Origin of the sequence: Fusicatenibacter faecihominis, from assembly GCF_020686945.1 — a bacterium.
Lineage (GTDB): Bacteria > Bacillota > Clostridia > Lachnospirales > Lachnospiraceae > Limivivens > Limivivens faecihominis.
On record NZ_JAJEPR010000009.1, the window covers coordinates 55,733 to 81,580 of the forward strand.

The 25,848-nt window shown below is 49.4% G+C and carries 22 protein-coding genes and 1 pseudogene; 8 read left to right on the top strand and 15 right to left on the bottom strand.

The window, feature by feature from the left end; genetic code table 11:
• Positions 1-112: 112 nt before the first annotated feature.
• Positions 113-1,141, top strand: a pseudogene (locus tag LKD71_RS07315) (branched-chain amino acid aminotransferase); the annotation flags it as partial.
• 57 nt (positions 1,142-1,198) lie between these two features.
• On the opposite strand, the gene LKD71_RS07320 reads toward LKD71_RS07315, so the two are convergent.
• Positions 1,199-1,690, bottom strand: coding sequence for a dihydrofolate reductase (locus LKD71_RS07320; RefSeq protein WP_178045082.1), 492 nt, complete (start codon positions 1,688-1,690; stop codon positions 1,199-1,201).
• Between the two features lie 36 nt (positions 1,691-1,726).
• Positions 1,727-2,746: a LacI family DNA-binding transcriptional regulator gene (locus LKD71_RS07325; RefSeq protein ID WP_178045083.1), complete on the bottom strand. Its 1,020-nt coding sequence runs from the start codon at positions 2,744-2,746 to the stop codon at positions 1,727-1,729.
• A 213-nt stretch (positions 2,747-2,959) separates the two neighbouring features.
• Here LKD71_RS07325 and LKD71_RS07330 point away from each other — a divergent pair, with 213 nt between their 5' ends.
• Complete coding sequence (locus tag LKD71_RS07330) at positions 2,960-5,392, top strand: GH36-type glycosyl hydrolase domain-containing protein (RefSeq protein WP_227614925.1); 2,433 nt, start codon at positions 2,960-2,962, stop codon at positions 5,390-5,392.
• A gap of 164 nt (positions 5,393-5,556) precedes the next feature.
• Here LKD71_RS07330 and LKD71_RS07335 read toward each other — a convergent pair whose 3' ends face one another.
• The 5 genes from LKD71_RS07335 to LKD71_RS07355 form a co-directional block, all read right to left on the bottom strand.
• Positions 5,557-6,414, bottom strand: a complete 858-nt coding sequence (locus LKD71_RS07335) for a carbohydrate ABC transporter permease (protein WP_227614926.1) — start codon at positions 6,412-6,414, stop codon at positions 5,557-5,559.
• 5 nt (positions 6,415-6,419) lie between these two features.
• Entirely contained in the window at positions 6,420-7,313 is an 894-nt protein-coding gene (locus LKD71_RS07340) for a carbohydrate ABC transporter permease (protein ID WP_227614927.1), read from the bottom strand.
• Between the two features lie 126 nt (positions 7,314-7,439).
• Complete coding sequence (locus LKD71_RS07345; RefSeq protein ID WP_178045087.1) at positions 7,440-8,795, bottom strand: ABC transporter substrate-binding protein; 1,356 nt, start codon at positions 8,793-8,795, stop codon at positions 7,440-7,442.
• A 482-nt stretch (positions 8,796-9,277) separates the two neighbouring features.
• A complete protein-coding gene (locus LKD71_RS07350) occupies positions 9,278-10,471 on the bottom strand; it encodes a DHHW family protein (RefSeq protein ID WP_227614928.1) in 1,194 nt (397 codons plus the stop codon).
• Positions 10,472-10,483: 12 nt separating this feature from the next.
• Entirely contained in the window at positions 10,484-11,905 is a 1,422-nt protein-coding gene (locus tag LKD71_RS07355; protein WP_227614929.1) for an MBOAT family O-acyltransferase, read from the bottom strand.
• 142 nt (positions 11,906-12,047) lie between these two features.
• On the opposite strand from LKD71_RS07355, the gene LKD71_RS07360 reads away from it, so the two are divergent.
• Positions 12,048-13,121, top strand: a complete 1,074-nt coding sequence (locus tag LKD71_RS07360; RefSeq protein ID WP_178045090.1) for a GDSL-type esterase/lipase family protein — start codon at positions 12,048-12,050, stop codon at positions 13,119-13,121.
• 16 nt (positions 13,122-13,137) lie between these two features.
• Positions 13,138-13,611, top strand: coding sequence for a DUF4358 domain-containing protein (locus LKD71_RS07365; RefSeq protein ID WP_178045091.1), 474 nt, complete (start codon positions 13,138-13,140; stop codon positions 13,609-13,611).
• Between the two features lie 43 nt (positions 13,612-13,654).
• Here the strand turns inward: LKD71_RS07365 and LKD71_RS07370 are convergent, their stop codons facing one another.
• A complete protein-coding gene (locus LKD71_RS07370) occupies positions 13,655-14,587 on the bottom strand; it encodes a PfkB family carbohydrate kinase (protein WP_227614930.1) in 933 nt (310 codons plus the stop codon).
• Between the two features lie 118 nt (positions 14,588-14,705).
• On the opposite strand from LKD71_RS07370, the gene LKD71_RS07375 reads away from it, so the two are divergent.
• The 3 genes from LKD71_RS07375 (at position 14,706) to LKD71_RS07385 (ending at position 16,573) form a co-directional block, all read left to right on the top strand.
• Positions 14,706-15,446, top strand: a complete 741-nt coding sequence (locus LKD71_RS07375) for a tRNA lysidine(34) synthetase (RefSeq protein WP_227614931.1) — start codon at positions 14,706-14,708, stop codon at positions 15,444-15,446.
• 213 nt (positions 15,447-15,659) lie between these two features.
• Positions 15,660-16,181 carry a flavodoxin family protein BilS gene (gene bilS / locus LKD71_RS07380; protein WP_227614932.1) on the top strand — a complete coding sequence of 174 codons (522 nt, stop codon included), beginning with the start codon at positions 15,660-15,662 and terminating at the stop codon, positions 16,179-16,181.
• Entirely contained in the window at positions 16,178-16,573 is a 396-nt protein-coding gene (locus LKD71_RS07385; protein ID WP_227614933.1) for a hypothetical protein, read from the top strand. Before bilS ends, LKD71_RS07385 begins: the two co-directional genes overlap by 4 nt.
• A 2-nt stretch (positions 16,574-16,575) precedes the next feature.
• Here the strand turns inward: LKD71_RS07385 and LKD71_RS07390 are convergent, their stop codons facing one another.
• The 5 genes from LKD71_RS07390 to LKD71_RS07410 all read right to left on the bottom strand — a co-directional run bounded on the left by LKD71_RS07390 (position 16,576) and on the right by LKD71_RS07410 (position 22,321).
• Positions 16,576-17,427 (bottom strand): PHP domain-containing protein, encoded by an 852-nt coding sequence (locus LKD71_RS07390; RefSeq protein ID WP_178045353.1) that lies wholly within the window; start codon positions 17,425-17,427, stop codon positions 16,576-16,578.
• Positions 17,428-17,451: 24 nt separating this feature from the next.
• The gene (locus LKD71_RS07395) at positions 17,452-18,213 is read right to left on the bottom strand and encodes an SseB family protein (RefSeq protein WP_178045354.1); all 762 of its coding nucleotides are present in this window, start codon (positions 18,211-18,213) and stop codon (positions 17,452-17,454) included.
• Positions 18,214-18,386: 173 nt separating this feature from the next.
• On the bottom strand, positions 18,387-19,889 hold the full coding sequence (locus LKD71_RS07400) for an ATP-binding protein (RefSeq protein WP_227614934.1): 1,503 nt from the start codon (positions 19,887-19,889) through the stop codon (positions 18,387-18,389).
• 174 nt (positions 19,890-20,063) lie between these two features.
• On the bottom strand, positions 20,064-21,353 hold the full coding sequence (locus LKD71_RS07405; protein WP_227614935.1) for a vWA domain-containing protein: 1,290 nt from the start codon (positions 21,351-21,353) through the stop codon (positions 20,064-20,066).
• Entirely contained in the window at positions 21,350-22,321 is a 972-nt protein-coding gene (locus tag LKD71_RS07410) for a leucine-rich repeat protein (RefSeq protein ID WP_227614936.1), read from the bottom strand. Before LKD71_RS07410 ends, LKD71_RS07405 begins: the two co-directional genes overlap by 4 nt.
• Positions 22,322-22,454: 133 nt before the next feature.
• On the opposite strand from LKD71_RS07410, the gene LKD71_RS07415 reads away from it, so the two are divergent.
• Positions 22,455-23,333, top strand: coding sequence for an aldose 1-epimerase family protein (locus LKD71_RS07415; protein WP_227614937.1), 879 nt, complete (start codon positions 22,455-22,457; stop codon positions 23,331-23,333).
• 45 nt (positions 23,334-23,378) lie between these two features.
• Here LKD71_RS07415 and LKD71_RS07420 read toward each other — a convergent pair whose 3' ends face one another.
• Complete coding sequence (locus tag LKD71_RS07420; RefSeq protein ID WP_227614938.1) at positions 23,379-24,197, bottom strand: hypothetical protein; 819 nt, start codon at positions 24,195-24,197, stop codon at positions 23,379-23,381.
• Positions 24,198-24,277: 80 nt separating this feature from the next.
• A complete protein-coding gene (locus LKD71_RS07425) occupies positions 24,278-25,666 on the bottom strand; it encodes an MATE family efflux transporter (RefSeq protein WP_227614939.1) in 1,389 nt (462 codons plus the stop codon).
• Positions 25,667-25,848: the final 182 nt, after the last annotated feature.

Sequence of the window (25,848 nt, forward strand, 5' to 3'; positions counted from 1 at the left end):
GGATTTTTGCATGAAGCTCTCGGGATTTTGGCATATTCATGCCAAAACGCCTCGCGGAATAGTGGATACTGAATAGTTATAATCATTCTTATATACATACGAGGAGGAATCTGCAATGGAAAAGAAAAACATTGACTGGGCAAACTTAGGTTTCGGTTATCATGAGACCGATAAACGGTTTGTCGCAAACTATAAAAACGGAAACTGGGATGAGGGTACTCTTACCTCCGATGACAAAGTAGTCATCAGCGAGTGTGCCGGCGTTCTTCAGTATGCACAGACCTGCTTCGAGGGTATGAAAGCATACACCACAGAGGATGGCCACATCGTAATCTTCCGCCCGGATCTGAACGGTGCGCGTATGGAGGATTCCTGCCGCCGTCTGGAGATGCCCGTATTCCCGAAAGAGCGTTTTGTTGACGCAGTCGTACAGACCGTCAAGGCAAATGCCGCTTATGTTCCGCCCTTCGGCTCCGGAGCAACCTTATACATCCGTCCGTATATGTTCGGAAGCAGCGCTGTCATCGGTGTAAAACCCGCTGAGGAATATCAGTTCCGCGTATTCACCACCCCGGTTGGCCCGTACTTCAAAGGCGGTGCAAAACCCATCACCATCCGCGTTTCCGATTATGACCGTGCAGCACCTCACGGAACCGGTCACATCAAGGCAGGCCTGAACTATGCTATGAGCCTTTATCCCATCATGGAGGCACATCGCCAGGGCTTCGATGAGAACATGTACCTGGATGCTGCTACCAGAACCAAGGTCGAGGAGACCGGCGGAGCAAACTTCATCTTCGTCACCAAAGACGGCAAAGTCGTTACTCCGAAGTCTGACAGCATTCTTCCTTCCATTACCCGTCGTTCTCTTGTCGCTGTAGCGAAAGATTATCTCGGACTTGAGGTCGAGGAAAGAGAAGTATGCTTCGACGAAGTCAAAGATTTCGCAGAGTGCGGTCTCTGCGGTACCGCAGCCGTTATCTCTCCGGTTGGAAAGATCAACGACCACGGCAAAGAGATCTGCTTCCCCAGCGGAATGGAGAAAATGGGACCTGTTACCCAGAAACTTTACGAAACACTCACCGGCATCCAGATGGGCCGCATTCAGGCTCCGGAAGGCTGGATCAAAGTTGTAGAGTAAAAAACCGCATAGAAAAACGGCAGTCACATCAACGTGGCTGCCATTTTTTATACCTTTTTATGACTTTTTTCTCTCATAGCGGACGAAGGTATATTCCAGATCAAAATAGGTCTGTTCGTCACTCTCTGCCGTGATCTTCCACTCCGGTTTCTGATCCAGATCCGGGAAATAAGTATCTGCCTCATAGGCCTGGTCGATTCTGGTCACATGAACCACATCACAATAGGGAAGAAGCTGCTCGTAAATGCTCTGGCCTCCCATGACGAAAGCCTCGTCTTTTTCCTCTCCCAGCTCCTCAAAAAGCTCCTTCAGGCTGTGTACCACAGTCACCCCTTTCGGATGAAACTCCGGGTTCGTCGTCAGAACGATGTTTTTCCGAAGATCCAGGGGCAGGCCTCCCGGAAGACTCTCGAACGTCTTCCTTCCCATGACCACGGGATGGCCGAGGGTCATATTGCGGAAAGTTTTCTGATCCGCCGGAATCACTACCAGAAGAGAATTGTCTTTTCCGATCGCCCAGTTTTTATCTGCTGCAACAATCATATTCATATGTTTTCACCTCTTTGAGGCAGTATACACGGTTTCTCACGGATTTTCAATGAGATTTTTTATCGACTTTCCTTTTTCCAGCACAACGGGAACACACTGGCTCTCCACACCGGTGGTCTTCGGCTTCTCGATGAGAGCCACCAGCTTCCTCACAGTCCTTTTTCCGATCTGCTCCGTATCCTGACGGACCGTGGTGAGCCTGGGCTTCACGACCTCGCTCATGGGAATCCCGTCATAACCTGCCACTGAAATATCATCCGGAATCGAAAGTCCCGCCTCCTCGATGGCTCCCATACCGCCGATGCAGGCGTAATCATCGGTGTAAATGATACAGGTCGGCGGATTTTTCAGCCGGAGAAGCTTCTTTGTGGCCTTGGCAGCCGCTACAGGATCTGTATACTCGCCCTGCACAACGCAATCCTCCTCCACCGGAATGCCGTGCCGCTCCATACTCCGGTAAAAATTGACCATACGCTCTTTCGTAACGGCGGAATCTCTTCCATGAATATAGGCAATTTTCCGATGTCCCATGGAAATAATATACTCCATCAGCTCCGTGATCCCTTCTGCATTATCCGATACCACAGAAGCCGCATTGCTGAAAATGTGGTCGATCGTCACCACCGGCAGACCGCTGCTGATAAGCTCGATCACCTCCGGTTTGCTGAAATCCACGCAGGCCACCACCACACCGTCCACACCACGGTAACGGCAATGCTCCACATAAGACATGTTTTCCTTTCCCAGTCTCTGGCCGATGAAAGTGATATCATATCCCAGAGCCTCCGCTTCGGATTTCAGGCTCTCCAGTACTCTCGAAAAAAAAGGATGGGTCAGGGCACTGTTTTTATCATCCACACAGAGGACGCCGATGTTATAGCTCCGGTGTGTCTTCAGCGCTCTGGCTGCCAGATTCGGAAAATATCCCATCTCCTTTGCCTTCTCCTTCACCAGCTGTTTCGTCTCCTCACTGATGTCCGGAAGATCATTCAAAGCTTTGCTTACCGTTGCGGTCGATACCCCAAGTTCTCTGGCTATATCCTTTAAAGATGCCATTTCATCACCCGCCTTCTTTCTTAAACGTTTTCGTATATATCTTATCGCGTTTTCCATTTTTGTGCAAGTTCTGATTTATACACAAAATCCATTGTCTATTTTTGTGAATTTTTCCGTTTTTTTCTTTGTCTGCTTGCATATTTTCCCTAAATCCACTATACTTGAAAATAAGATACCTTAATCGTTTTCGGAAACAGAAAGGAGATTAAAAACATGCAATTTGGACATTTTGACGATACAAATAAAGAATATGTCATCCAGACCCCGAAAACGCCCCTTCCCTGGATCAATTATCTGGGAATGGATGGCTTCTTTTCTTTGGTTTCCAATACTTCCGGAGGATACAGCTTTTATAAAGACGCCAAGCTGCTCCGCCTGACCCGTTACCGCTACAATTCCGTGCCGCTGGACAGCAACGGCCACTATTTCTATATCAAGGACGGCGATACCGTCTGGAACCCCGGTTGGCAGCCCACGAAAACCGAGCTGGACTCCTATGAGTGCCGCCACGGCCTGGGCTATACCCATTTTTCCTCTGAGAAAAATGGTCTGAAAGCAGAGGATCTGGTCTTTGTTCCCGTAAAGGACAGCTGTGAGATCAGCCGTGTGACGCTGACCAATGATTCCGACCAGGAAAAACAGATTTCTCTTTTCTCCTATGTGGAATTCTGTCTCTGGAACGCCATGGACGATATGACCAACTACCAAAGAAACTTAAGTATCGGCGAGGTGGAAATCCACGGCTCCACCATTTACCATAAGACCGAGTACAGAGAGCGCCGTAATCACTATGCAATCTATCACGTCAATGCTCCGGTGGACGGTTTTGATACGGACCGCGATTCCTTCTTAGGCATCTACAACGGCGCTGACAAACCGGATGTTGTCCTGGCCGGCGAATCCAAAAATTCCGTAGCCAGCGGCTGGTATCCCATCGGTTCCCATCACCTGAAAGTCACCCTGAAACCCGGCGAGAGCAAGACTTACATCTTCCTTCTCGGCTATGTGGAAAATCCCAAGGATGACAAATGGGAGTCTCTGGGCGTTGTAAGAAAAGCTCCGGCCCTTGCCATGATCGACCGCTACGACACCACAGCAAAAGTGAACGCCGCTTTTGAGGAGCTGAAAAAATACTGGACCGAGCTTCTCGCCCGTTTCACCGTACATAGTCCGGACGAGAAACTCAACCGCATGGTCAATATCTGGAACCAGTACCAGTGCATGGTTACGTTCAACATGTCCCGTTCCGCTTCCTACTATGAATCCGGAATCGGCCGCGGCATGGGCTTCCGTGATTCCTGTCAGGACCTCTTAGGTTTCCTCCATCTGATCCCTGACAAAGCCAGAGAAAGAATCCTGGATATCGCAGCCACCCAGTTTCCGGACGGCAGCGCTTACCACCAGTATCAGCCTCTTACCAAAAAAGGAAATCTCGATATCGGAAGCGGCTTCAACGACGATCCCTTATGGCTCATCGCTGCAGCTTCCGCCTATGTAAGAGAGACCGGAGACACCTCTCTCCTCTCCGAAAATGTTCCCTTCGATAATAAAGAAGAACTGGCAGCTCCTCTGATGGAACATCTGAGACGTTCCTTCGATTATACGCTGGAGCATCTCGGACCTCACGGCCTGCCTCTCATCGGCCGCGCCGACTGGAACGACTGCCTGAACCTGAACTGCTTCTCCGACACACCGGGAGAATCCTTCCAGACCTGTGCCAACTATGAAAGCCACAAGGCAGAATCCGTCTTCATCGCAGGCATGTTTGTCAAATATGCGAAAGAATACGGCGATCTCTGCGAGCTTCTGGGCAACACAGCAGAGAAAGGCCGGGCCTACAAGGCTTCCGAAACCATGGAGCAGACTATCCTCACCGCAGGCTGGGACGGCGAATGGTTCCTTCGTGCCTATGACGCTTTTGGTGAAAAGATCGGTTCCAAAGAATGTGAGGAAGGCCAGATCTTCATCGAACCCCAGGGCTTCTGCGTACTGGCCGGCGTCGGCGTAAAAGAAGGCTATGCCGAGAAGGCCATGGCTTCCGTAAAAGAGCGCCTCGATACCAAATACGGCGTTGCCCTTCAGCAGCCGCCTTACGCCACCTATCACCTCAACCTTGGCGAAATCTCCTCCTATCCGCCCGGATACAAAGAGAATGCCGGTATCTTCTGCCACAACAACCCCTGGATCTCCATCGGCGAGACCGTCATCGGCCACGGCGACCGGGCCTTTGAAGTATACAAAAAGACCTGCCCGGCCTACATCGAAAACATCAGTGAGATTCACCGGACAGAGCCCTACGTTTACTCCCAGATGGTAGCCGGAAAGGATGCCAGGAACTTCGGCGAAGCCAAAAACAGCTGGCTCACCGGTACCGCCGCCTGGACCTTCGTAAATGTTTCCCAGCATATCCTGGGCATCTACCCCACGCTGAACGGCCTGTCCGTAGATCCCTGCCTCCCCTCTGACATAGAAGGCTTCACCGCCACCCGCCAGTACAGAGGCGCCACCTACGATATCAAAGTTACCAACGAGGACCACGCCCAGAAAGGTATCAAAGCTTTCCTCGTGGACGGAAAGCCCATCGAAGGCCATGTGATCCCCTACGATCCCGATAAGAAACACTACCAGGTCGAGATCATCATGTAAGCCAACATCCTCTCAATCGAATCCCCCGCCGGAGCTAACCATTCCGGCGGGGGATTTTTTATAGTTTACTCTCTATTAAAAATACCTCTCTCAGGAAAACAGTTCTTATCTTTTTCCTGAGAGAGGTATCATAATTTGGAGGAACTTATTTTTTTATTCTGTTATCAGCCTTTGACTGCACCGGCAACCATGCCTTTGATGATCTGTTTGCTGAATACGAAGTAAAGGATGACAATGGGGGCCATGGTGATGAGCATGGCTGCCATCTGTTTCGGATAATCAGATGCGAACTGGCCTTTGAACTGGGTCAGAGCCAGAGGAACGGTCTGCAGGCCTACGTCCTTGATCAGAACCAGTGCGAAGGAGAACTCATTCCAGCAGCTGAATACCTGAATGATTGCTACGGTCACGAGGATCGGTTTGCAGATCGGGAAAATGATGTGCCACAGCGTATAGCTGAAGCTGCTTCCGTCGATGGCTGCTGCCTCTTCCAGAGAAACCGGAACGGTCTTCACATAGCCTTCTACCAGGAAAATTCCCATCGGGAGTCCGAAGGACACATAGGGGAACAGCAAGGTGAACCACTGGTTGGAAAGACCGCATTTTTTAAATACAACATAGATCGGAACCAGAAGGGAATGGATCGGAATCAGCATACCCATCAGGAACATTACATAGATCAGACGATTCAGTTTAAAGTGGATACGGGAAAGAATGTAGCCCACAATAAAGCTGAACGCAACGATCAGAACGATGGAAAGTACCGTTGTACGGACACTGTTCCACATAGAAGCACCCAGATGATAATCGGAGTTGCTTAAAATTCTGGTATAGTTGATGAGGGTCGGACTCTTGGGAAATCCGATGATATCCGCATTGAAGGCTCTCTTCTCTTTCAGGGAAGAATAGATCATCCACACAATGGGGAAGATACAGGAAAGGGAAAAGATCCAGAGGATCAGGTTCATGACAGTTCCAAGAACCCCGCGTCTTACTTTATGAGTACCGCTGTCCTTTTTCATAACGATCACGCCTCCTTCTCTCTGGTGATATATTTGATCAGTGCCTGAGAACCGCCGATAACCAGCAGGGACAGAACGAAAATTCCTACGGAAATACAGCTTCCGTATCCCATGTTGCTCTGGTTAAAGGAAATCTGGTATCCATACATGGCCATAACCATGGAGGAGGTTCCAGGACCGCCTTTTGTCATAACGAAGATATTATCAAAAGCTTTCATGTTACCTGCAATACAGAGGGTAATGCAGACAAGAACCGTATTTTTGATAAGTGGCAGTGTAATATAGAGTGCTTTCTGTACGCCGTTGGCGCCGTCGATCTCCGCACTCTCCAGGACATCCGTACCGATGGATGCGATAGCTGACTGGAGAATTACCATATAATATCCAATGTACTGCCAGATCAGAGGAATGGTAACAAGGAGCATAACCAGTTTGGAATTATTCAGCCATACCTGGCAGAGATCCGGTCTTCCGATGGCTTTTAAGAACCAGTTGAGAATACCGTATTTGTTGTGATAAATCATGTTCCAGATCAAACCGATACAAACGGCTGAAATGGTACTCGGGAAAAATCCGAAGGTACGGTGAACGCCTTTGCATTTCACCAGTTTGGAGTTGATCATCAAAACCAGAACAAAGGCAATACCGATCTGACCGATGATACAGGCGATGACAAGATAAATATTATGGCCAAAAGCCTGCCAGAATACACCATCCTGAAAAAGCTGTTTATAGTTGGCAATTCCAATGAAGGTCTTCTTGGGACCTCCCTTCCACTCGAAGAAACTGTATACCAGTGCAGTAACCAGCGGCACGAATACAGTAAAGATAAACAATACCACGGGAACCAGCAGGTATAAAATAACGGTCTTTTTGCTAGGCTTGATCGCATTTAACATTTAACATCCTCTCCTTCCTGCTGTAATCAGTTACCTATGTAAAAACCGTTCTGCCCACCGCCGCGGGCAGAACGGTTTTTCACAATTTCCTTATCGGATTATAAGTTTTTTATCAACCATTCTTGATTAATAGTTAGCCTCGTATGCTTCCTGAGCTGCCTGAGCTACTTCTTCCGGAGTCTTCTCGCCGTTCATCATGGACTGAAGGTCAGTGTTCAGAACATCCCATACAGCGTTGGTGATGTAAGAATCGTAGATCTCGCACTTCTCAGTATCAACATAGGAGTAGTTGTAGAAGTCCTGAGTGATCTGATCGAATTTGGAAAGGTCAACATCGCCGACGTTGGTCAGTCCGCCCAGAGCATAGTTCTCAGCTACATAGCTTGCGAAAGCCGGTCCGGTAACTTCCTGTGCCAGATCGATGGCTGCTGCCAGTTTGTCCGGATCATCAGCAAGTTTTGCGTTGATGGCTACTGCATATCCAAGACCGATATTCTGAGAGGTCGGAGCCTCGGTTGCATCTGCCGGCTGCGGAAGAACTGCAAAGCCCATGTTGTTCCATTTATCAGTATCGTTCTCTTTCAGGGTTGCCCAGATATAAGACTCATCCCAGTTACCGCCGATGAATGCTGCTGCCTCACCGGAGATGTAATACTCACGAGCATCCTCATTGGTGACTGCGTTGAAGTCCTCATTGAAGATCTGAGTATCCTGGAACAGATGCTGCATCTCGGTCAGCGCTGCTACAAATTTGTCATCTGTGAAAGCTGCGCCTTCTTTGTTGATCAGGCTTAAGAACCAGTCCGGTCCGGTGTATCTGTTACCCAGAGTGGAAAGGAAATCACTGTTTGCCTGCCATTTTCCGCCGTTACCAAATGCTACGGTGGTGATACCCTGGTCATTGAAGTACTCGGAAGCTTTCTCTACATCTTCCCAAGTGGACGGGAACTCATCGTATCCTGCTTCTTTCCACATTGCTTTATCGTAGATCACTACGGTACAGGTACCACCAGTCAGTACCGGATAGCCATAAAGGGAATCGCCGTCTGTGAACGGTGTGAAGTAGTTCTGGATATACTCATCATAATAAGGAGATGCTTTGATGTAATCGGTCAGATCAAGAAGCAGTCCCTGTTTTGCCCAGTCCTTGGTGTTCATGCCCTGGAGAAGGAACACATCGGGAAGGTCACCAGCTGCTGCCAGAGTGGCGATCTGAGTTTTGTACTCAGCGTTTGCCAGAACGTTCTGGGTCAGGGTGATGTCCGGATGAGCCTCATCCCATGCCTGAAGTACGGTACGGAATCCATCAGATCCGCCGTTTCCTTCGGACTCTTCGGAGGTGGAATAATGCATGATCTCAAGCTCTCCTTTGTAAGCCAGATCATTGGCTGCCACATCGGTCGCTGCGAAGGATGCAAAGCTGGAACCCAGCATTGCGGTACCTGCCAGTAAAGCAACGATTCTCTTAGTTCTTGTTCTCATAGTAAATCCTCCTTTTTTGTTAACGCCTCAGCGCATTTTCTTCTCAATCGTGAATTGTGTTTCTTCTGTCCGTCCTGCTGTCTCTTTTTCTGTCCATCCACTCTGTCGAAGTTCTTAATCGTTTTCGTGCTTTTACTATAACTCATCTTTTCGAATTTTTCAACATAAATATTAAAGTTTGCCTTTTTTCACAAGTTTTTTTGTTCATATTGTGCACAATGCACAGTCTGTAACTCATTTCTTTTCTTAATATTCACGTTTTACTTGATTTATTTTTGCTTAATTTTATTATTTTTAATTTCTTTTTTCTTTTGTTTTCCTTGTTTTTACCTTTAATTCTCCTTTTTTCTGCTTAATCGTTTACGCGGTGTTGCCGGATTTCGTTGCGGTTTCTGTCGCTTTTTCCGTGATATTGTCTACTTTTGCATATAAAGAAAACAGGCAAGCGCTTTTTGGCACTTACCTGTCTCTTATCGTATTTTTCAGCTTAACAGTTTCGCAAGGCTTACATCTTCCGCAAAGCCCGAAGCGTTATAGAGGAATAAAAGATCTGTGTAATCGGAGGTTTCGAGATAATTTTTCAGGCTCTCATTGAAATAACGGATATCAATGAAATCCACCTCCGAGAAATCCTCAAAAGTAAAGGGAAGGAAGCAGTGGGCGTAGGAATCCTTGATGACCAGAAGCTTCCTGGCGCTATTGTTCTTTATGGAGGCCCGGATGACCGGCTGGTTTCCTCCGAAGAAAACACTGTATTTGTCTTTTCCCTCCAGATAGCTCCTGTCGTAAAGGTCGTCGCTGCTCTTCTGCCCGTTGTTGTAATCCAGCGTGTAAGCGGGCAGATCTTTTTTCATAAAACTCTGAATTGTGTCGGGGACCACATCCACTCCCACTTTCGACTCAATGGTTCCTTTGAAATCCGTGGTCAGAGTTTCCACGGTATAGTCACTTAACGGTGCCGGAGAAAAGCCTTTTGCCTCCGCCCAGGCCTGATAAGCATACCAGGCGCCCAGCGTCGTCCAGTGATGATCGGTCCGGTAATAAATATATTCATCTTTGTGCTCCGCCAGGACGGAGGATGCATCAAACCACATGGAAGCCGGGACCGCCGCCTGGATTTTACTGAGATAAGCGCTCTCGCCGCTGTCGGGGGCATATTTTGGAAGCTTATCCTTCAGAATTTCCACGGCATTGGGCACAATCATGGCTGTGATCCGCCCGGTCTCAAAGCGGTTTTCCTGGCTTTTCAGGAAAGCTGCCAGATACCCGATATTTTTTTCTGCCGTATCCGTGGTGAAACTTCCCTCATGACTCTCAATGAGATAATCGTCTTTGGCAAAATAGATATTTTTGATCTCGTCTTTTCCCATAGCCAGCTCCGCCTCTGTCTTGACACGGATCCAGCCGTCTCTTCCCGGGAACTGATCGCTAAGGTAAGTCTCGTAATCCGACTCAAACTCGCCGTTCAGCACGGAATCCACAGAAGCTTTCGGAAACTGCTGCAGCGCCCGGTTTTCCCGGTCGGAAAATTCCCGTTTCGGGACCAGGAAGGTCGCTGCCGTTCCGCCGAAGACCAGAGCGAGAAAGAGACCGGTGAGGACCTTATTCTGCCTGTCTTTCTTTTTTCTTTCCAGCGCCAGATATTCTTTTCTCCGGAGCCTTTTCTTTCTTTTCATAATATTCTCCTATCAGAAACGGAAATACAGGAAGGGATTGTAGGTGGCATCCACAAGGTAGGCCACGGACAGAAGCAGAATTCCGAGGTAAAAAATCATCCTCGCTCCTGTCATCACTTCTCCGTTTTCTCCAAAGCGTTTTTCCATTTTTTCTCCAAAAAACTTCGGCAGCCTGGTGGAGCCCAGAATCAGAATCACCAGCAGAATACCGTAATTTTTCAGAAGATAAAGGCTTTCCGTGTTGAAAAGTCCTGCCGAAAAGCCGCCGAACATGGCTTTCAGGTAAGACAGGCAATAGCTTAAGTCCTCACATTTGAAGATCACCCAGCTGATAACCACAAAAAACATTGTGTAGAGGTTCTGAATCCAACTGGGAAGCTTGTCGAGAAAGCGCTTCAGCACAAATTTTTCCAGGATCAGAAGGACGCCGTAGTAAACGCCCCAGAGCACATAGTTCCAGTGAGCGCCGTGCCAGATACCCGTAAGCATCCAGACCACGAAAATGTTCCGGACCTGTTTCAGGAGCCCCTTCCGGTTGCCGCCCAGAGGAATGTAAACATATTCGCGGAACCAGGAACTCAAGGAAATATGCCACCTTCTCCAGAACTCCGTGATGCTTCTGGAAATATAGGGATAATTGAAGTTCTCCAGGAAATGGAAGCCAAACATTTTTCCAAGACCGATAGCCATATCGGAATAGCCGGAGAAATCAAAGTATATCTGGAAGGTGTAGGCCAGCGCACCGAGCCAGGCCGTCGCCACGGGAAGCTCTGCCACGGGAAGGGCCGCTGCCGCATCCCAGAGAAGGCCGATATTGTTTGCCAGCAGGACTTTTTTGCCCACGCCCACAACAAAGCGGTGGATACCTTCCGTGAAATCATCGAGATTTTCCCGGCGTTCCTTCATCTGCCGGGCGATCGTCTTATACTGCACGATAGGGCCCGCGATGAGCTGCGGGAACATGGAGACATAGGTTCCGTAGCTGATCCAGTTCTTCTGCACCTCCGTATTTCCACGGTACACGTCGATCGTGTAGGACATGGTCTGGAAGGTGAAAAAGGAAATGCCGATCGGCAGAGGAATGTTCAAAAGAGGCAGATTCAGGCCGCTGACCGCGTTGATGCTGCCGATGATGAAATCCGCGTATTTAAAAAATCCAAGGATTCCAAGGTTCATGAAGACAGAAAATAAAAGGCTGCCCTTCGCTTTCTCAGGCTTCCCTTCTCTCTTGGCCTTGTCAATAAGCCGGCCGACGGTGTAGTCCATGGTGATGGAAAACAGCATCAAAAATACATATTTTGGTTCTCCCCAGGCATAAAAAAATAAACTGAAGAGGAAAAGCACCACATTTCGTCCCCTCCGCGGTGTCAGATAATACAAAAGGAACACCAGGGGCAGGAAACGGAACAGGAATAAAAGGCTGCTGAATACCATGCGATTTCTCCTTAAGTTTCTTTAAGAATTTGTTACGTTTTCAAAAAACTATTTACAATTACGGGGTTTATTATATAATAGGAAAAGGGAAAAAACAACATTTTTATCCCATTATTGTTTTTATAAGGGAGCAAACAATTTTATGGCTGAACAAAAGAAGAAAAAACGACGGAATCCTACCGGTCGTTTTTTGCATGTATTGATCCTGATCGTTGCGATCCTGGTGATCTTTGAAGGCCGTATGGTCATCAATATTTTCACCCGCCACGGGATCAAGGCTCAGATCACCCAGCAGCTGGATGAACTTTTCGCGGACATGAAAACCGAGACCCCGGAAACTGAGCAGAAAGCAGAAACGAAAAAGACTACCGTCAAAAACGCCGCCAGCGATACCGTAGCCGGTCTGACGCTGGACTCTCCCACGACTTCCGGAAAGACAGCGGAGAGCGAAGCCTCCTCTGAGGGAACGGCAGGCACTTCCGGTTATGCGGAAACCGGTATCGACCATACGAACAAACAGGTGGTTCAGGAACAGCCCACTGCCATCGACGATACTTATTTTGCAGACGCCACTTTCATAGGCGATTCCCGTCTGGAAGGCTTCCGCAACCAGTCAGGCATCACCACCGGAGATTTTCTCACCAGCGTGGGAATGAACGTCAGCGAAATTTTTACCAAGCAGAGCATCGCTTCGCCAGACGGAAATATCACGGTCTTTCAGGCCATGTATCCGGAGAACTGTAAAAAGATCTACTTCATGCTGGGCACCAATGAGCTCGGAAATGTCTGGGAGGATTTCACCAAGAGTTACCGCGTGATGATGAGCGAGACCCGTCGTCTCTTCCCGGATGCGATCATTTATGCCATCGGTGTTCCCTATGTGGAAGAAGCCAAAGTCACCACCGGAGATTACATCAACAACGCCAACGTGGACAAGATGAACAACATCATCCTTAACATCTGCGACGAGGGCGGCTACTATTTCCTTGATGTAAACGAGGTGCTCTCCGATGGAAATCACTCTCTCATCAGCGGAGCATCCAGCGACGGTGTCCATATGTACGAAGAATACTGCAAAAAAATGCTGGATTATCTGAAAACCCATTATGTTTCGGAAACGTCTTCTTCGGAGGCCTTCTCTGAGAGCAGTTCCGAGACCTCTTCGGAAACAGAATCAGAGACTTCTTCCGAGACAGAAACTGCAGCAAGCAATTAACAAAGGAGATTTACCCATGAAAAAACTGAAACTGATCCTCGTTACCCTTCTATCCCTGCTTCTTCTTGCCGCCTGTGGCAGCAAAAAGAGTTCCGGTGAAGTAACCACCGATCCTTCCACTCTCGCCAAACAGCTGGCAGAGGAAACCGTCACCAGCGATACGCTCTCAGAGGTCAGCACCGATATCATGGCTTCCACCTATTTCGTGGATACCACCAAAATCGAGGCTTCCAGCGCTTACATGAGCACCGGCGCTTCTGCCTGCGAGGCCGCTGTCATCAAATGCAGTGATGCTGATTATGCATCTGAGGTGAGCGATCTTCTCAAACAGCGCGTGAGCAACCAGAAAGATCTCTACTCTTCCTACAATGCAGGCGAGACCACAAAGCTGGAAAACGCCATCATCAAGACGTCCGGAAACTACGTTGTACTCTGCGTCTGTGACGATACTTCCAAAGCGGAAGAGATTCTGAAAAATGCAGGTTTTTAATTTCCAATAAAAAAGAGCGCCGAGGCGCTCTTTTTTATTGCTCTTATTTATTCAGATATTCCTCAATCTCTTCTCTCGTGGGAAGGGCCGGGATGCCGCCCATGCGCTGTACGCAGACAGCTCCGGAAGCATTTCCGTACCGGAGAGCCTCTTTTACGATGTCCTCGGTAAGATCAGTCTTCGTGGTGACGCCGCTCATGAGGATCCTGGAAAGGAAACCGCCCCAGAAAGCGTCTCCTGCTCCGGTAGCGTCCACTGCATGTACCTTGTGACCCGGCTGATGTCCGGTGTGACCGTCGAAGAAGTATTTTGCACCGTCAGCTCCCAGAGTCTCGATGACAACAGAGATGCCGTGCTCTTTCATAAACGCGGGGATGTTCTCCTCTCCGCCTACGAAATAGAGTTCCTCCTCGGAGATCTTCAGAAAGTCCACATAGTCGTAAACCTGGTCTGCCACTTCCTTGCAGGCTGCCTCGTTCTCCCAGAGGGTATCTCGGTAGTTCACATCGAAGCTCACCAGTTTGCCATTATCGTGGGCAAGCTTCATGGCATAAAGGTTTGCGCCTCTGGCCGGCTCTTTGGTCATATTTACAGATCCTGCATGAACCATCTTGGCCTGGCGGATCTCATTTTCATCGATATCATTCTTCGTAAGAAGCATATCTGCTCCGGGTTTTCTGGCGAATGTGAAGGATCTCTCTCCGTTCTCATATAAGGTAACGAAAGCCAGCGTGGTAATTGCTTCCTTCGTCAGCTCCGGGCAAAGAACCTTCACGCCTTCTTTCTCCAGAGTCTCTTTCAGAAAACGTCCGAAATCATCATCACCCAGTTTGCCGACAAATCCGGTAGAAAGACCGTTTCTGGCAATAGCGATCACTGCATTGGCCGGGGCACCTCCGGGATTACGCACATAAGAATTGGCTTCCTTTCCCGGTGTAAAGTCGATCAACATTTCTCCTACGCTGATTACATCCATGGTAGTTCCTCCTTGTGTTTTATCCTGTATAGTATACACCAGAACCTGTCGAAAAATCAATTGACTTTTTCCCTATTTTATCCAATAATGGATGTTATGTGCGAAAGGAGTCTACATCATGAAATTACAGCGTCTTTTGAATCTGACCAGGAAGGCGGTGGAGGAATATCAGATGATCCAGGACGGAGACCGGATCGCCGTGGGCGTCTCCGGCGGAAAGGACAGTCTGACGCTTCTCTATGCGCTGGCCGGTTTAAGAAAATTTTATCCGCATCCTTTTGAGATTTATGCCATCTCCGTGGATCTGGGCTATCCGGGGTTTGACCTTTCTCCGGTAAAGGAGCTCTGTGAACGCCTTGCAGTTCCCTATACCATCGTTCCCACAAAGATTGGCGAAATCATCACCGCGGCCGGTCAGGAGAGCCATCCCTGCTCTCTCTGTGCGAAAATCAGGCGCGGCGCTCTCAACCAGGCGGCAAAGGAACTCGGCTGCAATAAAGTGGCTTACGCCCACCATTCCGACGATATCGTGGAGACTATGATGCTCTCCCTCATGTACGAGGGACGTTTCTACTCTTTTCCGCCGGTGACTTATCTCGATGGGATCGATCTCACCGTAATCCGGCCGCTGATGTTCGTCTGGGAGGCGGAGATCATCGGTTTCAAAAATAAATATGAGCTTCCCGTGGTGAAAAATCTCTGTCCGGCAGACGGGCATACGAAGCGGCAGGAAGTGAAGGAGCTCATCCGGGAGCTGAACCGGAAGAATCCCGGGGTGAAGGAAAGGATGCTGACGGCCGTTTTGAATGGAAATATTTTTGACTGGCCGGAGAGATTTATCGGACGTTCAGAACAATAGACCTCAGGTCTACGCTTCGCTTCGGTCGGTGCAAAACGAGTCCCACCGGGACTCAGCACCCCGTGCATTTCATGCACTCTCGCTGCTTCGCAGCTTCTGTCTGAACTGGTTTTATACTTTGTTCATAAATATTTGATATTATCATCATGTCATTTTAATAAGAATTGTGATAGAATAGGAGAGTCGAAAAAATATCATACAGGAAGTGATTTCATGAATACAGAGGTAATTTATGTGAGCGGCACCGGAAACACCGCCGCTGTGGCAAAAGAAATTTTTCAGGCCCTTCCTTCTTCACCGAAAGACATTCAGGAACTGGACCGGGCCAGAAACCCCCTCTCCGCCGACTGTTATTTCATCGGCTTCTGGGCCAATCGTGGCACTGCCAGCGTCGAGGTCCTGGATTTTTTATCGGAGCTCCACGGAAAAAAGGTGGCCTTTTTCGGCACCTGCGGCATGGGAAATTCCCCGGAATACTACGCGGAGCTGGAAAACAAGGTCCGCGCCTTTCTCCCGGACGACAATGAATACTTCGGCAGCTTTTTCTGCCAGGGAAAAATGCCCATCCGGGTGCGTGAAAAATACGAAGCTATGCTCGGCACCGAGCATGACCAGCTGGCCAGCCGGCTCATCAAAAATTTCGATGAAGCGCTTTTTCATCCCTCTGCTGAGGATTTCCGAAAAGCCGCTTCTTTTGCCAAAAACATCAGTAAAAAAATGGAGGCAGTTCTATGAAGGATAAGTTTCAGCGTTTTATGGCAGGTCGTTACGGCGTAGATGAACTGGGGAAATATTCCCTCTATCTCACGATCGCCCTTCTCATCATCGGACTTTTCGTCCGGAGCCGTTTCTTAAACGGTATCACTTTTATCCTCGTCCTTGTTCTGTACTTTCGCATGTTTTCCAAAAACTATGCCCAGCGCAGAAAAGAAAACGAGATTTTCCTGAAATACAAAAATCAGGCGGTCCGCTTCTTTAACAAAGAAAAACAGATGACTCAGGACCGGGTGAAATTCCATATCTACACCTGTCCCAGCTGCGGACAGAAGATTCGTATTCCCAGAGGAAAGGGAAAGATCGCTATCACCTGTCCGAAATGCAAAACCGAATTCATCAAAAAAAGCTGAAGTCAGACTTCAGCTTTTTTTATATCCTTCTTCAGCTCCGGTCCGCCGGATTTGAAGAAATATTCTTTGTTCGCTTTGCTCAGATTGAGATAACGGGACTGGCCCCGCCGTCTCAGGACCTGGGAGAGTCCCAAAACTTTATTGTAGACCCAGAAGGAATAAATCAGAACATCATTTACCTTTCCGATCTTATCCTTCGTGGTCTTATTGTAAATACTGCCTCCGTAGGTGATTGGGGCTTTTGCTTTAACCAGCGCGATAAGTTCCGACTCCTTGGTGACATTCTCAGGCAGGCGGGTATAGGCTGTGCCAATACAGTCCGTCTTGTGGGAATCGCTGCCGCCGAAACCGGGCTTGTTGTAAATATTCGCCAGCTGTCTGGCCTGAATATTCCGCTCCGCATTCTCGCAGGAATTAAAGGTCTCAATAAAGTCAAATTTTTCTACAATGTTCCGGTTTTTACGAAAATACCGGGTATTGGTGAAGCTCAGATATTTTTCACCGAACGGATGGGCCGGACCCACAATTCCGCCGAAGGCATGCACGATAAAGAGCAGCATCGGCAGCGGCATCCCCCGCATTTCCAGAATGCGAAGCTTCACATTTTCAGGCATCACTACCAGCATATGGCCGGCATTATTGGTGTCATACTCGATTCCTTTCAAAACCACAAAATCTTTGTATTTTTTCCCTTTCAGATGTTCCTTCCAATAGCGGTAACCGTTATAGGTATCATGATCGGTGATGAGCATACCGTCGTAGCCTTTTTCCTTCAGGATGCGGATGTACTCCTCCACCCCGATCTTACTGTCCACAGACCCTTCATGGGTATGGCAATGCATATCCAGCTTCAAACCAATCCCCTCCCTGTCATCCGGTTAGAACTGTCCTTTGTTCAGGATCAGACGGACACCAAAGGGATTCATGATAATTCCTTTTGCCTGTTTCAGAATCACAGCATTGAGCTTTTCGTAGGGGATCACTGCTGCACGGAACTTGCCGTCACGGCAGAATTTGAAAAATTCCGGCATATCGGTAAAGATCGGCTGATAGATATCGCCGTTTTTCATCTTCATGAACGGTACTTTGCTCTCTGTCTCGCCGTTTTCCTTATCTGCAGTCTGTACCGGCACGATGAAGGTTCCCTCGCGGAAGTGAGTCAGCATCTCATCCTCCAGCTCACGGAATCTCGGCTGCTGGCCGATACCCGGTTTGCGGCGGATCTCCTGCATATAGTAGATCGTGGTGAGTTCAAGCTCGGGATTCTCTACCTTTACCTTGCCCTCCGGCAGTTTGGAATAATCCGGTCTTCTCACCAGATCCGTCAGCTGAATGGACTGTGCCTCATCCGTACCGAAGTCAATGTTCAGGCCATTGACACCCATCATAAACAGGCTGGAATAGAAGCCCAGGAACTGTTTGTTCTCCAGCTTCACTGCAACGATCGGATTCTCGTGCTGTCTGTAGTCCTCAACCAGCTTCTTCGCATCCTCCTCCTTGTGGAAAAGGAATACCTGATCGTCATAGCTCTCCGGCTCGCAATATACATACGGCATCTTGGTGCATACACTCATGATCACATAAATCTCCGGTGTTTTCTGAAGCTCTTCCAGAAATGCCTTCTTTTCATTCGTCTCCATGGTTATTCTGTCCTTTCGTAACTGTTCAGAACCTCGCGGGATAGTGGCTCCTGAATAGTTACATCCTCTCTAATATTAATAATACGGTAAAATTTCATAAAACTTTGGCCGCATTTCGTAATTCTATTATACCTTTTTTCTTCACAGCGGTCAAGCAAAAGTCCCAAAAGCCATCAGAGAGCTTCAATTCTCTTTTTGATCCGGGCGCTGCGGTCCTCGAAAAGGAGTTCTTTGTTGTAGCGGTAATAGCGTTCGCAGTCGTATTCTTTAAGAAATTCGATGCTGTTCCAGTCCGTATTGAGTTCGGAGAGGAAGACCACCAGCTCCTGGCTGTTCAGGAAGGCCGCCTCAAAGAAATCAAAGGCGTGCTCCAGCGTTTCCCCGGCTTCTGTAAAGAAAGCTTCGTAGGCTTCTTTTTCTCTGGCGAAAAGGGCTTTTAAAGTGTCGAAGCCTTCCTCTCCTTTCAGAGCACCCTTGAGTCGAAGTTCTGCCTGATAGCTGCCCAGAATCCGGATACTCTCCTTATAAATCACATCCTCCCGGTGATCCAGAAGCTCCTGCTTCTTTTTCTTTTCCCGCTCGGTTTCCAGAAGGGACGTAAATCGCTCCAGCGCCGCCGCTGTCTCCTCGGTCTCATCCAGATTCATTTTCAAATCTTTCAGAACCTCAAAGACCTTTTCCGTCACGGCCTCCTGCTCCATGGCGCGGCGGATCGCTTTCCGGACACCGGAAAGAAGCAGATGAACCACGCTCATACGCTCGTCAAAGGAAGCATGGGCCACTTTCGCCAGCATCCGGTCAAAACTTTCTCCGCGAAGGATGGCTTCCACCTGATAATCAGCCTGGTATTTCTGGTAGAGATCGTAATAGGAGGCAAAATCCCGGGCAATCTTCGGGTGCTGGATATACTGGAGTACCAGGTCCGCATCCACAGTCTTTTTAAGCTGCTCATAGACCTGGATGATCCTGGAAAGATCCTCCCAGCCTCGCGGCGTGGCGAATTTCCGGCCCTCCACCGTGGTCTCCATCTTGTAAAAATAGCTATTCCGAAGGTTTAGGTAAGACAGGATGGCCGGGTGGATACCCTCTTTGTAGGCGTATTCCTTCCAGACGTCAAGATCCGGCTCCACGGGGATTTTTTTCACACGGTCCAGCGTCACCACATCGAAATCCCGGACCGATTTGTTGTACTCCGGCGGATTTCCTGCTGCCACGATGACCCAGCCCTCAGGAATCGCATGATTTCCGAAGGTCTTGCACTGCAGAAACTGGAGCATCGCCGGGGCCAGAGTCTCGGACACGCAGTTGATCTCATCAATGAAAAGAATTCCCTCTGAAAGACCGGTCTCCTCCATCTTATCGTAGACGCTGGCCACGATCTCGCTCATCGTGTACTCCGTCACGGAATATTCCTGCCCGCCATACTGTTTCTTTGAGATAAAAGGAAGGCCGATGGCGCTCTGTCTCGTATGGTGGGTGATGCTGTAGGCCACGAGGGCTACACCGCACTCCCGGGCCGCCTGCTCCATGATCTGAGTTTTTCCGATGCCCGGGGCGCCCAGAAGCAGGATCGGGCGCTGGCGCACCCTGGGGATCAGCCAGTCTCCATATTCATCTTTGGATAAGTATGCCTCCACGGCATCTATAATTTCCTGTTTTGCTCGTTTGATGTTCATAAGTTCTCCTTCTTTACAGTATTAGTACAGTGAATATTAAGTAACCGCCATATTGATTTGTCTGATTTTTCATCTGCTGCGTTGTCGTCAATCGACGTAGCCACCGCTACGCCTCATTCCTCCGCCTTGCATATGAAGAAATCATCCTGCGTCAATATAGCAGATACTTAATTTTCACTGTACTAGTTTCATCGCCCAGGGCGGTACGTCCACGTCCCGGTAGTCTTCCCGCATGAAAACAAAGACCGTATCATAGGGCGGCATTTTCACCGGGAAGATACCGTAGCCGTCGGTGAAATAGATCAGCCCCCGAAGCTTCGTAAAGGCCCCTGCCTCCAGAAGCTGGGACACATAAGTAAAAGCAGGGCGGAAATCCGTTCCGCCAAAGCCATGGACCGTAAAATTCTTCAAATATCGCTCCATCTCCCGGCTGTCATGGATCACCTGATCCTCCCGGATCTTCTCATCGCACTGGATGATGTGAACATTGATCTTCCGGAAAAAGCTCTCCGACTCCGAGAGTACCGAATAGGTCTCCTCCAGGAAATGACGGATCAGCTCCCCCTTGCAGGACATGGAGGTGTCGATGACGATGACAAAATCCTCAATTTTCCGGATTTCTTTCGTCTCCAGTGGCTCAATCAGGGGCATGTTTCCGTAATGTTCCAGCCCGTAGGTATAGAAAATATAATCGAAAGAATCCGGGTCCACCTGCATCTCCTCTTTCAGAACCGAAAACTTCCGCAAAAACTCTTTGTAATCGTAGCGCTCCCGGTTTTCCACCTGGATTCGCTCGAGAAGGCTCTTGGAATCCCCTGCTGCCTCCTTAGCCAGAGTCTCCATCTCCGTCTGCATTTTTTCCCGGAGATCCTGCCACTCCTTCTGACGGTTTCTGGCGGTGTTCCCCTTACCATCCCGCAGCCAGCGGCTGTGATCGTCCAGCCGAAACTCCCCGGCCATCCGGGCCAGAGTCTCTTCCTCCTGGATTTTTTCCAGCTGATGGTAAATGCCCTCCGCCGTCAGGACCTTCAGCTCCTCCTTCATTTTCCGGTAGCATTCTTTCCGGAAAGCGCCGGGTCTACGGTAAACCGCCGGAAGATACAGCTCATCCAAAATGGACTCCACCGCCATATCGCAGGCCAGATCCCAGCGAAAAGCGTCTCTTTTCTCTCCCTGCCAGAGGTGGCAAAAGAGACAGTGAAGCACCTCATGGAGATAGAGCCGGTTGACCCGCACTTTTCCGTTCAGGAAAGCGTTCAGAAGCCAGTCCGGATTGAAATAAAGAAAGCCACCGTCGGTACCAAGGGTCTCACAGCCGGGATCTGCCTGAAAATGCAGGGCAGAAAGGGCCGTATCCAGGTAACGCAGGGCGAAATAGAGCTCATTCCGGGCATTTGCCAGAATATCGCTGGCGATATCGAGCTTCTCTTCTTCTTTTTTCTGCAGTTCATGAATGGGATTCAAAGCTCAAACACCTTCCTTTTGATCTTCGTATTCTGATGAAGCCGGTCCATAAAGAGGCTCACCGCCTCCATGTCTTTCTGCTCCTGCGCCATGGAAAGAAGCTGTTCCAGTGCTTCCCGATCCGGTTTCACTCTCTCAAGAAGAGCTCCCAGGCTCCGGTAATCCTTCTCCTTCGTCAGAATCCGGGCCGCCTCCACAAGATGCTCCCGGATGTGGGAAAGATAATGTTCTTCCGCCTTTTCGCCCAGTTCCACAGGAAAAAGAAGCCGTCCCAGCGCCATCTCCAGGACCACGCCTTCCTCCTCCCAGGCTTTTGCATAAGGGAAAAGTTCATCATATTCCCGGATGTTAAGGCTGTTCCGGGCAAAACAGTTCCGGTAACGAAGGCCGCTCCCGTGGATGTGATTTTCCAGAATCCGGGCCGGAGTGTTCTCCACACCCTCCTCGAAAAATTCCGGGAACCAGAAAACGCCTTTCAGGCCCTCTTTTTTCCAGTCCACCCGGATTGTCTCCGGAAGCTCCGTCAGAATTTCTCTGAGAGCTGAGGTCCCGTCCGACTGGACTGTGATCCAGATTTCCTCCACCTGATGACAGCCGGTGAAGGCTCCGGCCCCCACATCCATGCAGGTTCCACCCAGAGCGATTTTTTTCAGTTTCCGGCAGTTGTAAAAGGCGTAGCGCCCGATTTTTTTCAGAGTCTCAGGAAGAAAGACTTCGCTTACTTTTTCTCCGGAGACAGAGAGGTTTTCATCGGTGCCGTCTGCGGTCTCGCCGTCTTCCCGGCAGAAACGGCCGGTCTCTATCACTTTTTCAAGGTCTTTTTGGTCGATATGATCCGAAAAGGCATAGGGACCAAGCTCTGTCACCGGCTTTCCTTCCACCATTTCCGGCAGTACCACAGAGGGATCCCCCCCGAAGGAACGCAGAATCCGGATACCAGCCGCTGTTTCTTCATATAAAAATCTCATTGTTTCACCAAACTTTCTAAAATTGGGAACCGCTGTTCCCACAATTTAGTATACCACACTTTATTCCCGGTTGCACATTTTCTCCCAAACGTCTATAATGAACACAGCGAATTTTCTAAGGAGGTTTACAATCATGGCTGTACATACGCTTGAAAACGACCGTCTGGCCATCACCATCGATGACCACGGCGCGGAATTATCCCGCATTTTTGACAAGAAAAACAACAGGGACGTACTCTGGGAGGCGGACCCCAAATTCTGGAAACGGCATGCTCCCATCCTTTTCCCCAACGTCGGCCGCCACTATGAGGCCAACTACCGCTATAAGGGCGTGACCTATCCTTCTCAGGCTCACGGCTTCGCGAGAGATACGGATTTCACCCTGTTTTCTGAGACGGAGACTTCCGTGACCCACCGGATCACTTCCACCCCGGAGACAAAGAAAGGCTATCCTTTTGACTTCGTACTCACCGTGACCCAGACCCTGAAAGGAAATGAAATCCAGGTGGAGTGGGATGTGGAAAATACCGGCGACGATGTGATGTATTTCACCATCGGTGGGCATCCGGCCTTCAAGGTACCTGCTCTTCCCGGCACGAAATACTCGGACTACAAACTTCTTTTCCACACGGAAAAAGATCCGGTCTACTTCCTCATCGATCAGAAATACGGCACAATCCTGGCCGACCAGTCCAGAGTCCTTCCGCTGGAAAACGGAAGCGCTCAGTTGACGGATCACATGTTTGACAACGACGCCCTGGTCTTCGACCACCAGATCGACTGGGCCGGCATCGGTTATCCCGACGGAACGCCTTACGTTTCCTTAAGCTGCCCGGGCTTTACAAGCTTCGGTATCTGGGCTGCGAAAGGCGCTCCCTTCGTCTGTCTGGAGCCCTGGCTCGGCCGTGCAGACAATTACGGCTTCACCGGCGATCTCTCCGAGAAACCGGATATCAACCGTCTGGAGGCCCACAAAACTTTCCACGCTCAGTACACGATCACGATTCACTAAAAAAACAGCAGGGAGTCCATCAGCAAGACTCTCTGCTGTTTCTTTTTATGAGGATTTTGCGCTCTTTTTCACTTCAAAGCCGTATTCCACGGTCCCCTGGTCAAACTCTGCCGTCACAAGATAAATGCCCTTATCCAGAAGATCCTTCAGAATGAACTGCTTTTTGCCATTTTCATCCTCTTCCTCTGAGACCTTGATGAGTTCACTCTCCGGCTCATCATTTTCTTCTGTCTCTTCCGTGCTCTGTTTTTTCAGCGACGGCTCATAGCGGATCACCGAAACGTCCTTCGCCTCCCTCGAAAAATAGAGAAGCACGTCCGTTTTCTCATTCAAACGTATGTCGTTGAGGGTATCCCACTCCAGAACAAACGCGGCATCCACGGAAACCTCCTGGTCTTCACCGTTTTCATCGGTATAACTCCAGGTATATCCGCCCCTGTCCGCCACTGCACTCACCACTGCCTCTTTCGTACGGTACTCCAGATTCAGATAGGGTGGTTCCGAAGGATCCGGCTCCTGATAGACCTCGTCCACCAGGCTCTCATACTTTTCCGCATCCTCTTCCGTTCCCTGTTTGGTGACAACAATCCGGGTCACACCGGGATACTGGCCGGGATAACTTTCCAGCATGATACCGTCTCCGTAGATCTTCACCAGATCGCCGGTAGTAAGCTCCTCAGTTCCTTCCGGAATGTAGGCATCAAAAAGTACATCTGTGGAGGTATCCACAAAAATCTGAAAATCATCGCCTTTTTCAATGTACATGGCCTCGATGGGCTTTTCCTCTTCCCCGCGGCTCTGACAGCCGCCCACGAGAAAGACGGAGAGCGCTGCCGCAGCCAAAAACAATCGTCTTTTCTTCATAAAGCACCTCCCGGTCTTTTTTCTACAGTATACCATGTTTGCCGGGATCTTATTTTAATTTTTCTTTATTTTTTTCTGAATTACGCCATGGAATGGTCCACGAGTTTCTCAATCCAGACCCCTTTCTTCACCAGAATGTAGCCAACAACACATTTCAGAATATCCGCACCCTGGCAGATAAAGTAAAGTGGCTGGATCGGAAGGTCTGTAAAACGGCTCAGGCAGTAAGCCAGCGGAATGCTCACCACCCAGACGTAACCGCAGTCAAAGAAGAAGGTAATGACGGTCTTTCCGCCGGAACGCAGAGTAAAATAGGAAGCGTTCACGAAGGCGTTCATCGGCATGAGGATCGCCGCCACCCAGATAAAGTCTCTCGCCATCTCACGGATCGCAGGCTCTGTGTTATAAAGTCTCGGGAAGAAAGGTGCGAAAACAGCCATTCCCACGCCGACCACCGCACAGCTGACCACGGAGAAAAAGATCAGCTTCACGTCGGTATCCTTCGCCTCTTCCATCTTGCCTGCGCCGAGAAGCTGGCCCACGATGATAGCCACCGCATTTCCCATGGCCATGAAAACGATACTGAACAGGTTGGAGATCGTGGAGGAAATGTTCATGGCAGCCACCACGGAAAGTCCTCTCACGGAATAGCACTGCATCAGAGCCGCCATTCCCAGAGACCAGAGGGTCTCGTTCAGCATCAGCGGTGTACCCTTTCGCAGAATCTGACCGGCCAGATGGACCGGAATATGGAAATTTCTGTAGAGACCATGGGCGAAGAGATTCTCCTTCGTATGGCGGTGCGTCCAGCTGATGACGATGGCGACCTCCACAAAACGGGCCGTCACCGTCGCCACAGCAGCTCCCTCAGCTCCCAGCTTCGGGCAGCCGAATTTACCGAAGATCAGAAGATAATTCAGCATGAGGTTTACCAGGACAGAGACAATGCCCGCCTTCATCGGAAGCATGGTCTCTCCGGTCTCTCTTAAGGTTCCCGCATAAGACTGCACCAGGGCAAAGGGCAAAAGTCCCGGAATCATGATACGAAGGTAAGCCATACCGTAAGCCAGCGTTTTTTCCGGATCCACGCTCTCGCTCTCCCCGCTGAGATAAAGGCGGATCAGCTGCTCTCCCGCTCCGGTAAAAATCAGCGCCGCACACAAAAATAAGAGTACCGAAATTACGAGTTTGAAGCGCAGCGTATCACGAACGCCCTCGTGGTCTCCGCTTCCATAAAACTGGGCCCCGAAAATACCCGCTCCGGATACCGCCCCGAAGATGCAGAGGTTGAATACGAAAATCAGCTGGTTGGCAATGGCCACGCCGGACATCTGCTCTGTTCCCACCTGACCTACCATAATGTTGTCCAGAAGGCTCACAAAGTTTGTGATTCCGTTCTGTATCATGATCGGAACCACCACTGCGAGAACCATCCGGTAAAACCGTTTGTCCCCAATATACTTTTTCACTTTTTTCTTCCTTTCTTGCTGTCATTCGTTTTTTTGCGTCAGTATTTCTAATATATCGCACCTTTCCAATAAAAGCAATTCTTTTATTCCCGCGAGCAACGAGCCAAGTAGCCATGCTTGCATGGATATTTGGCGACTGCCGCGAGGATCAAATACTCGTTGCTTGCAACGGAGTATTTGAT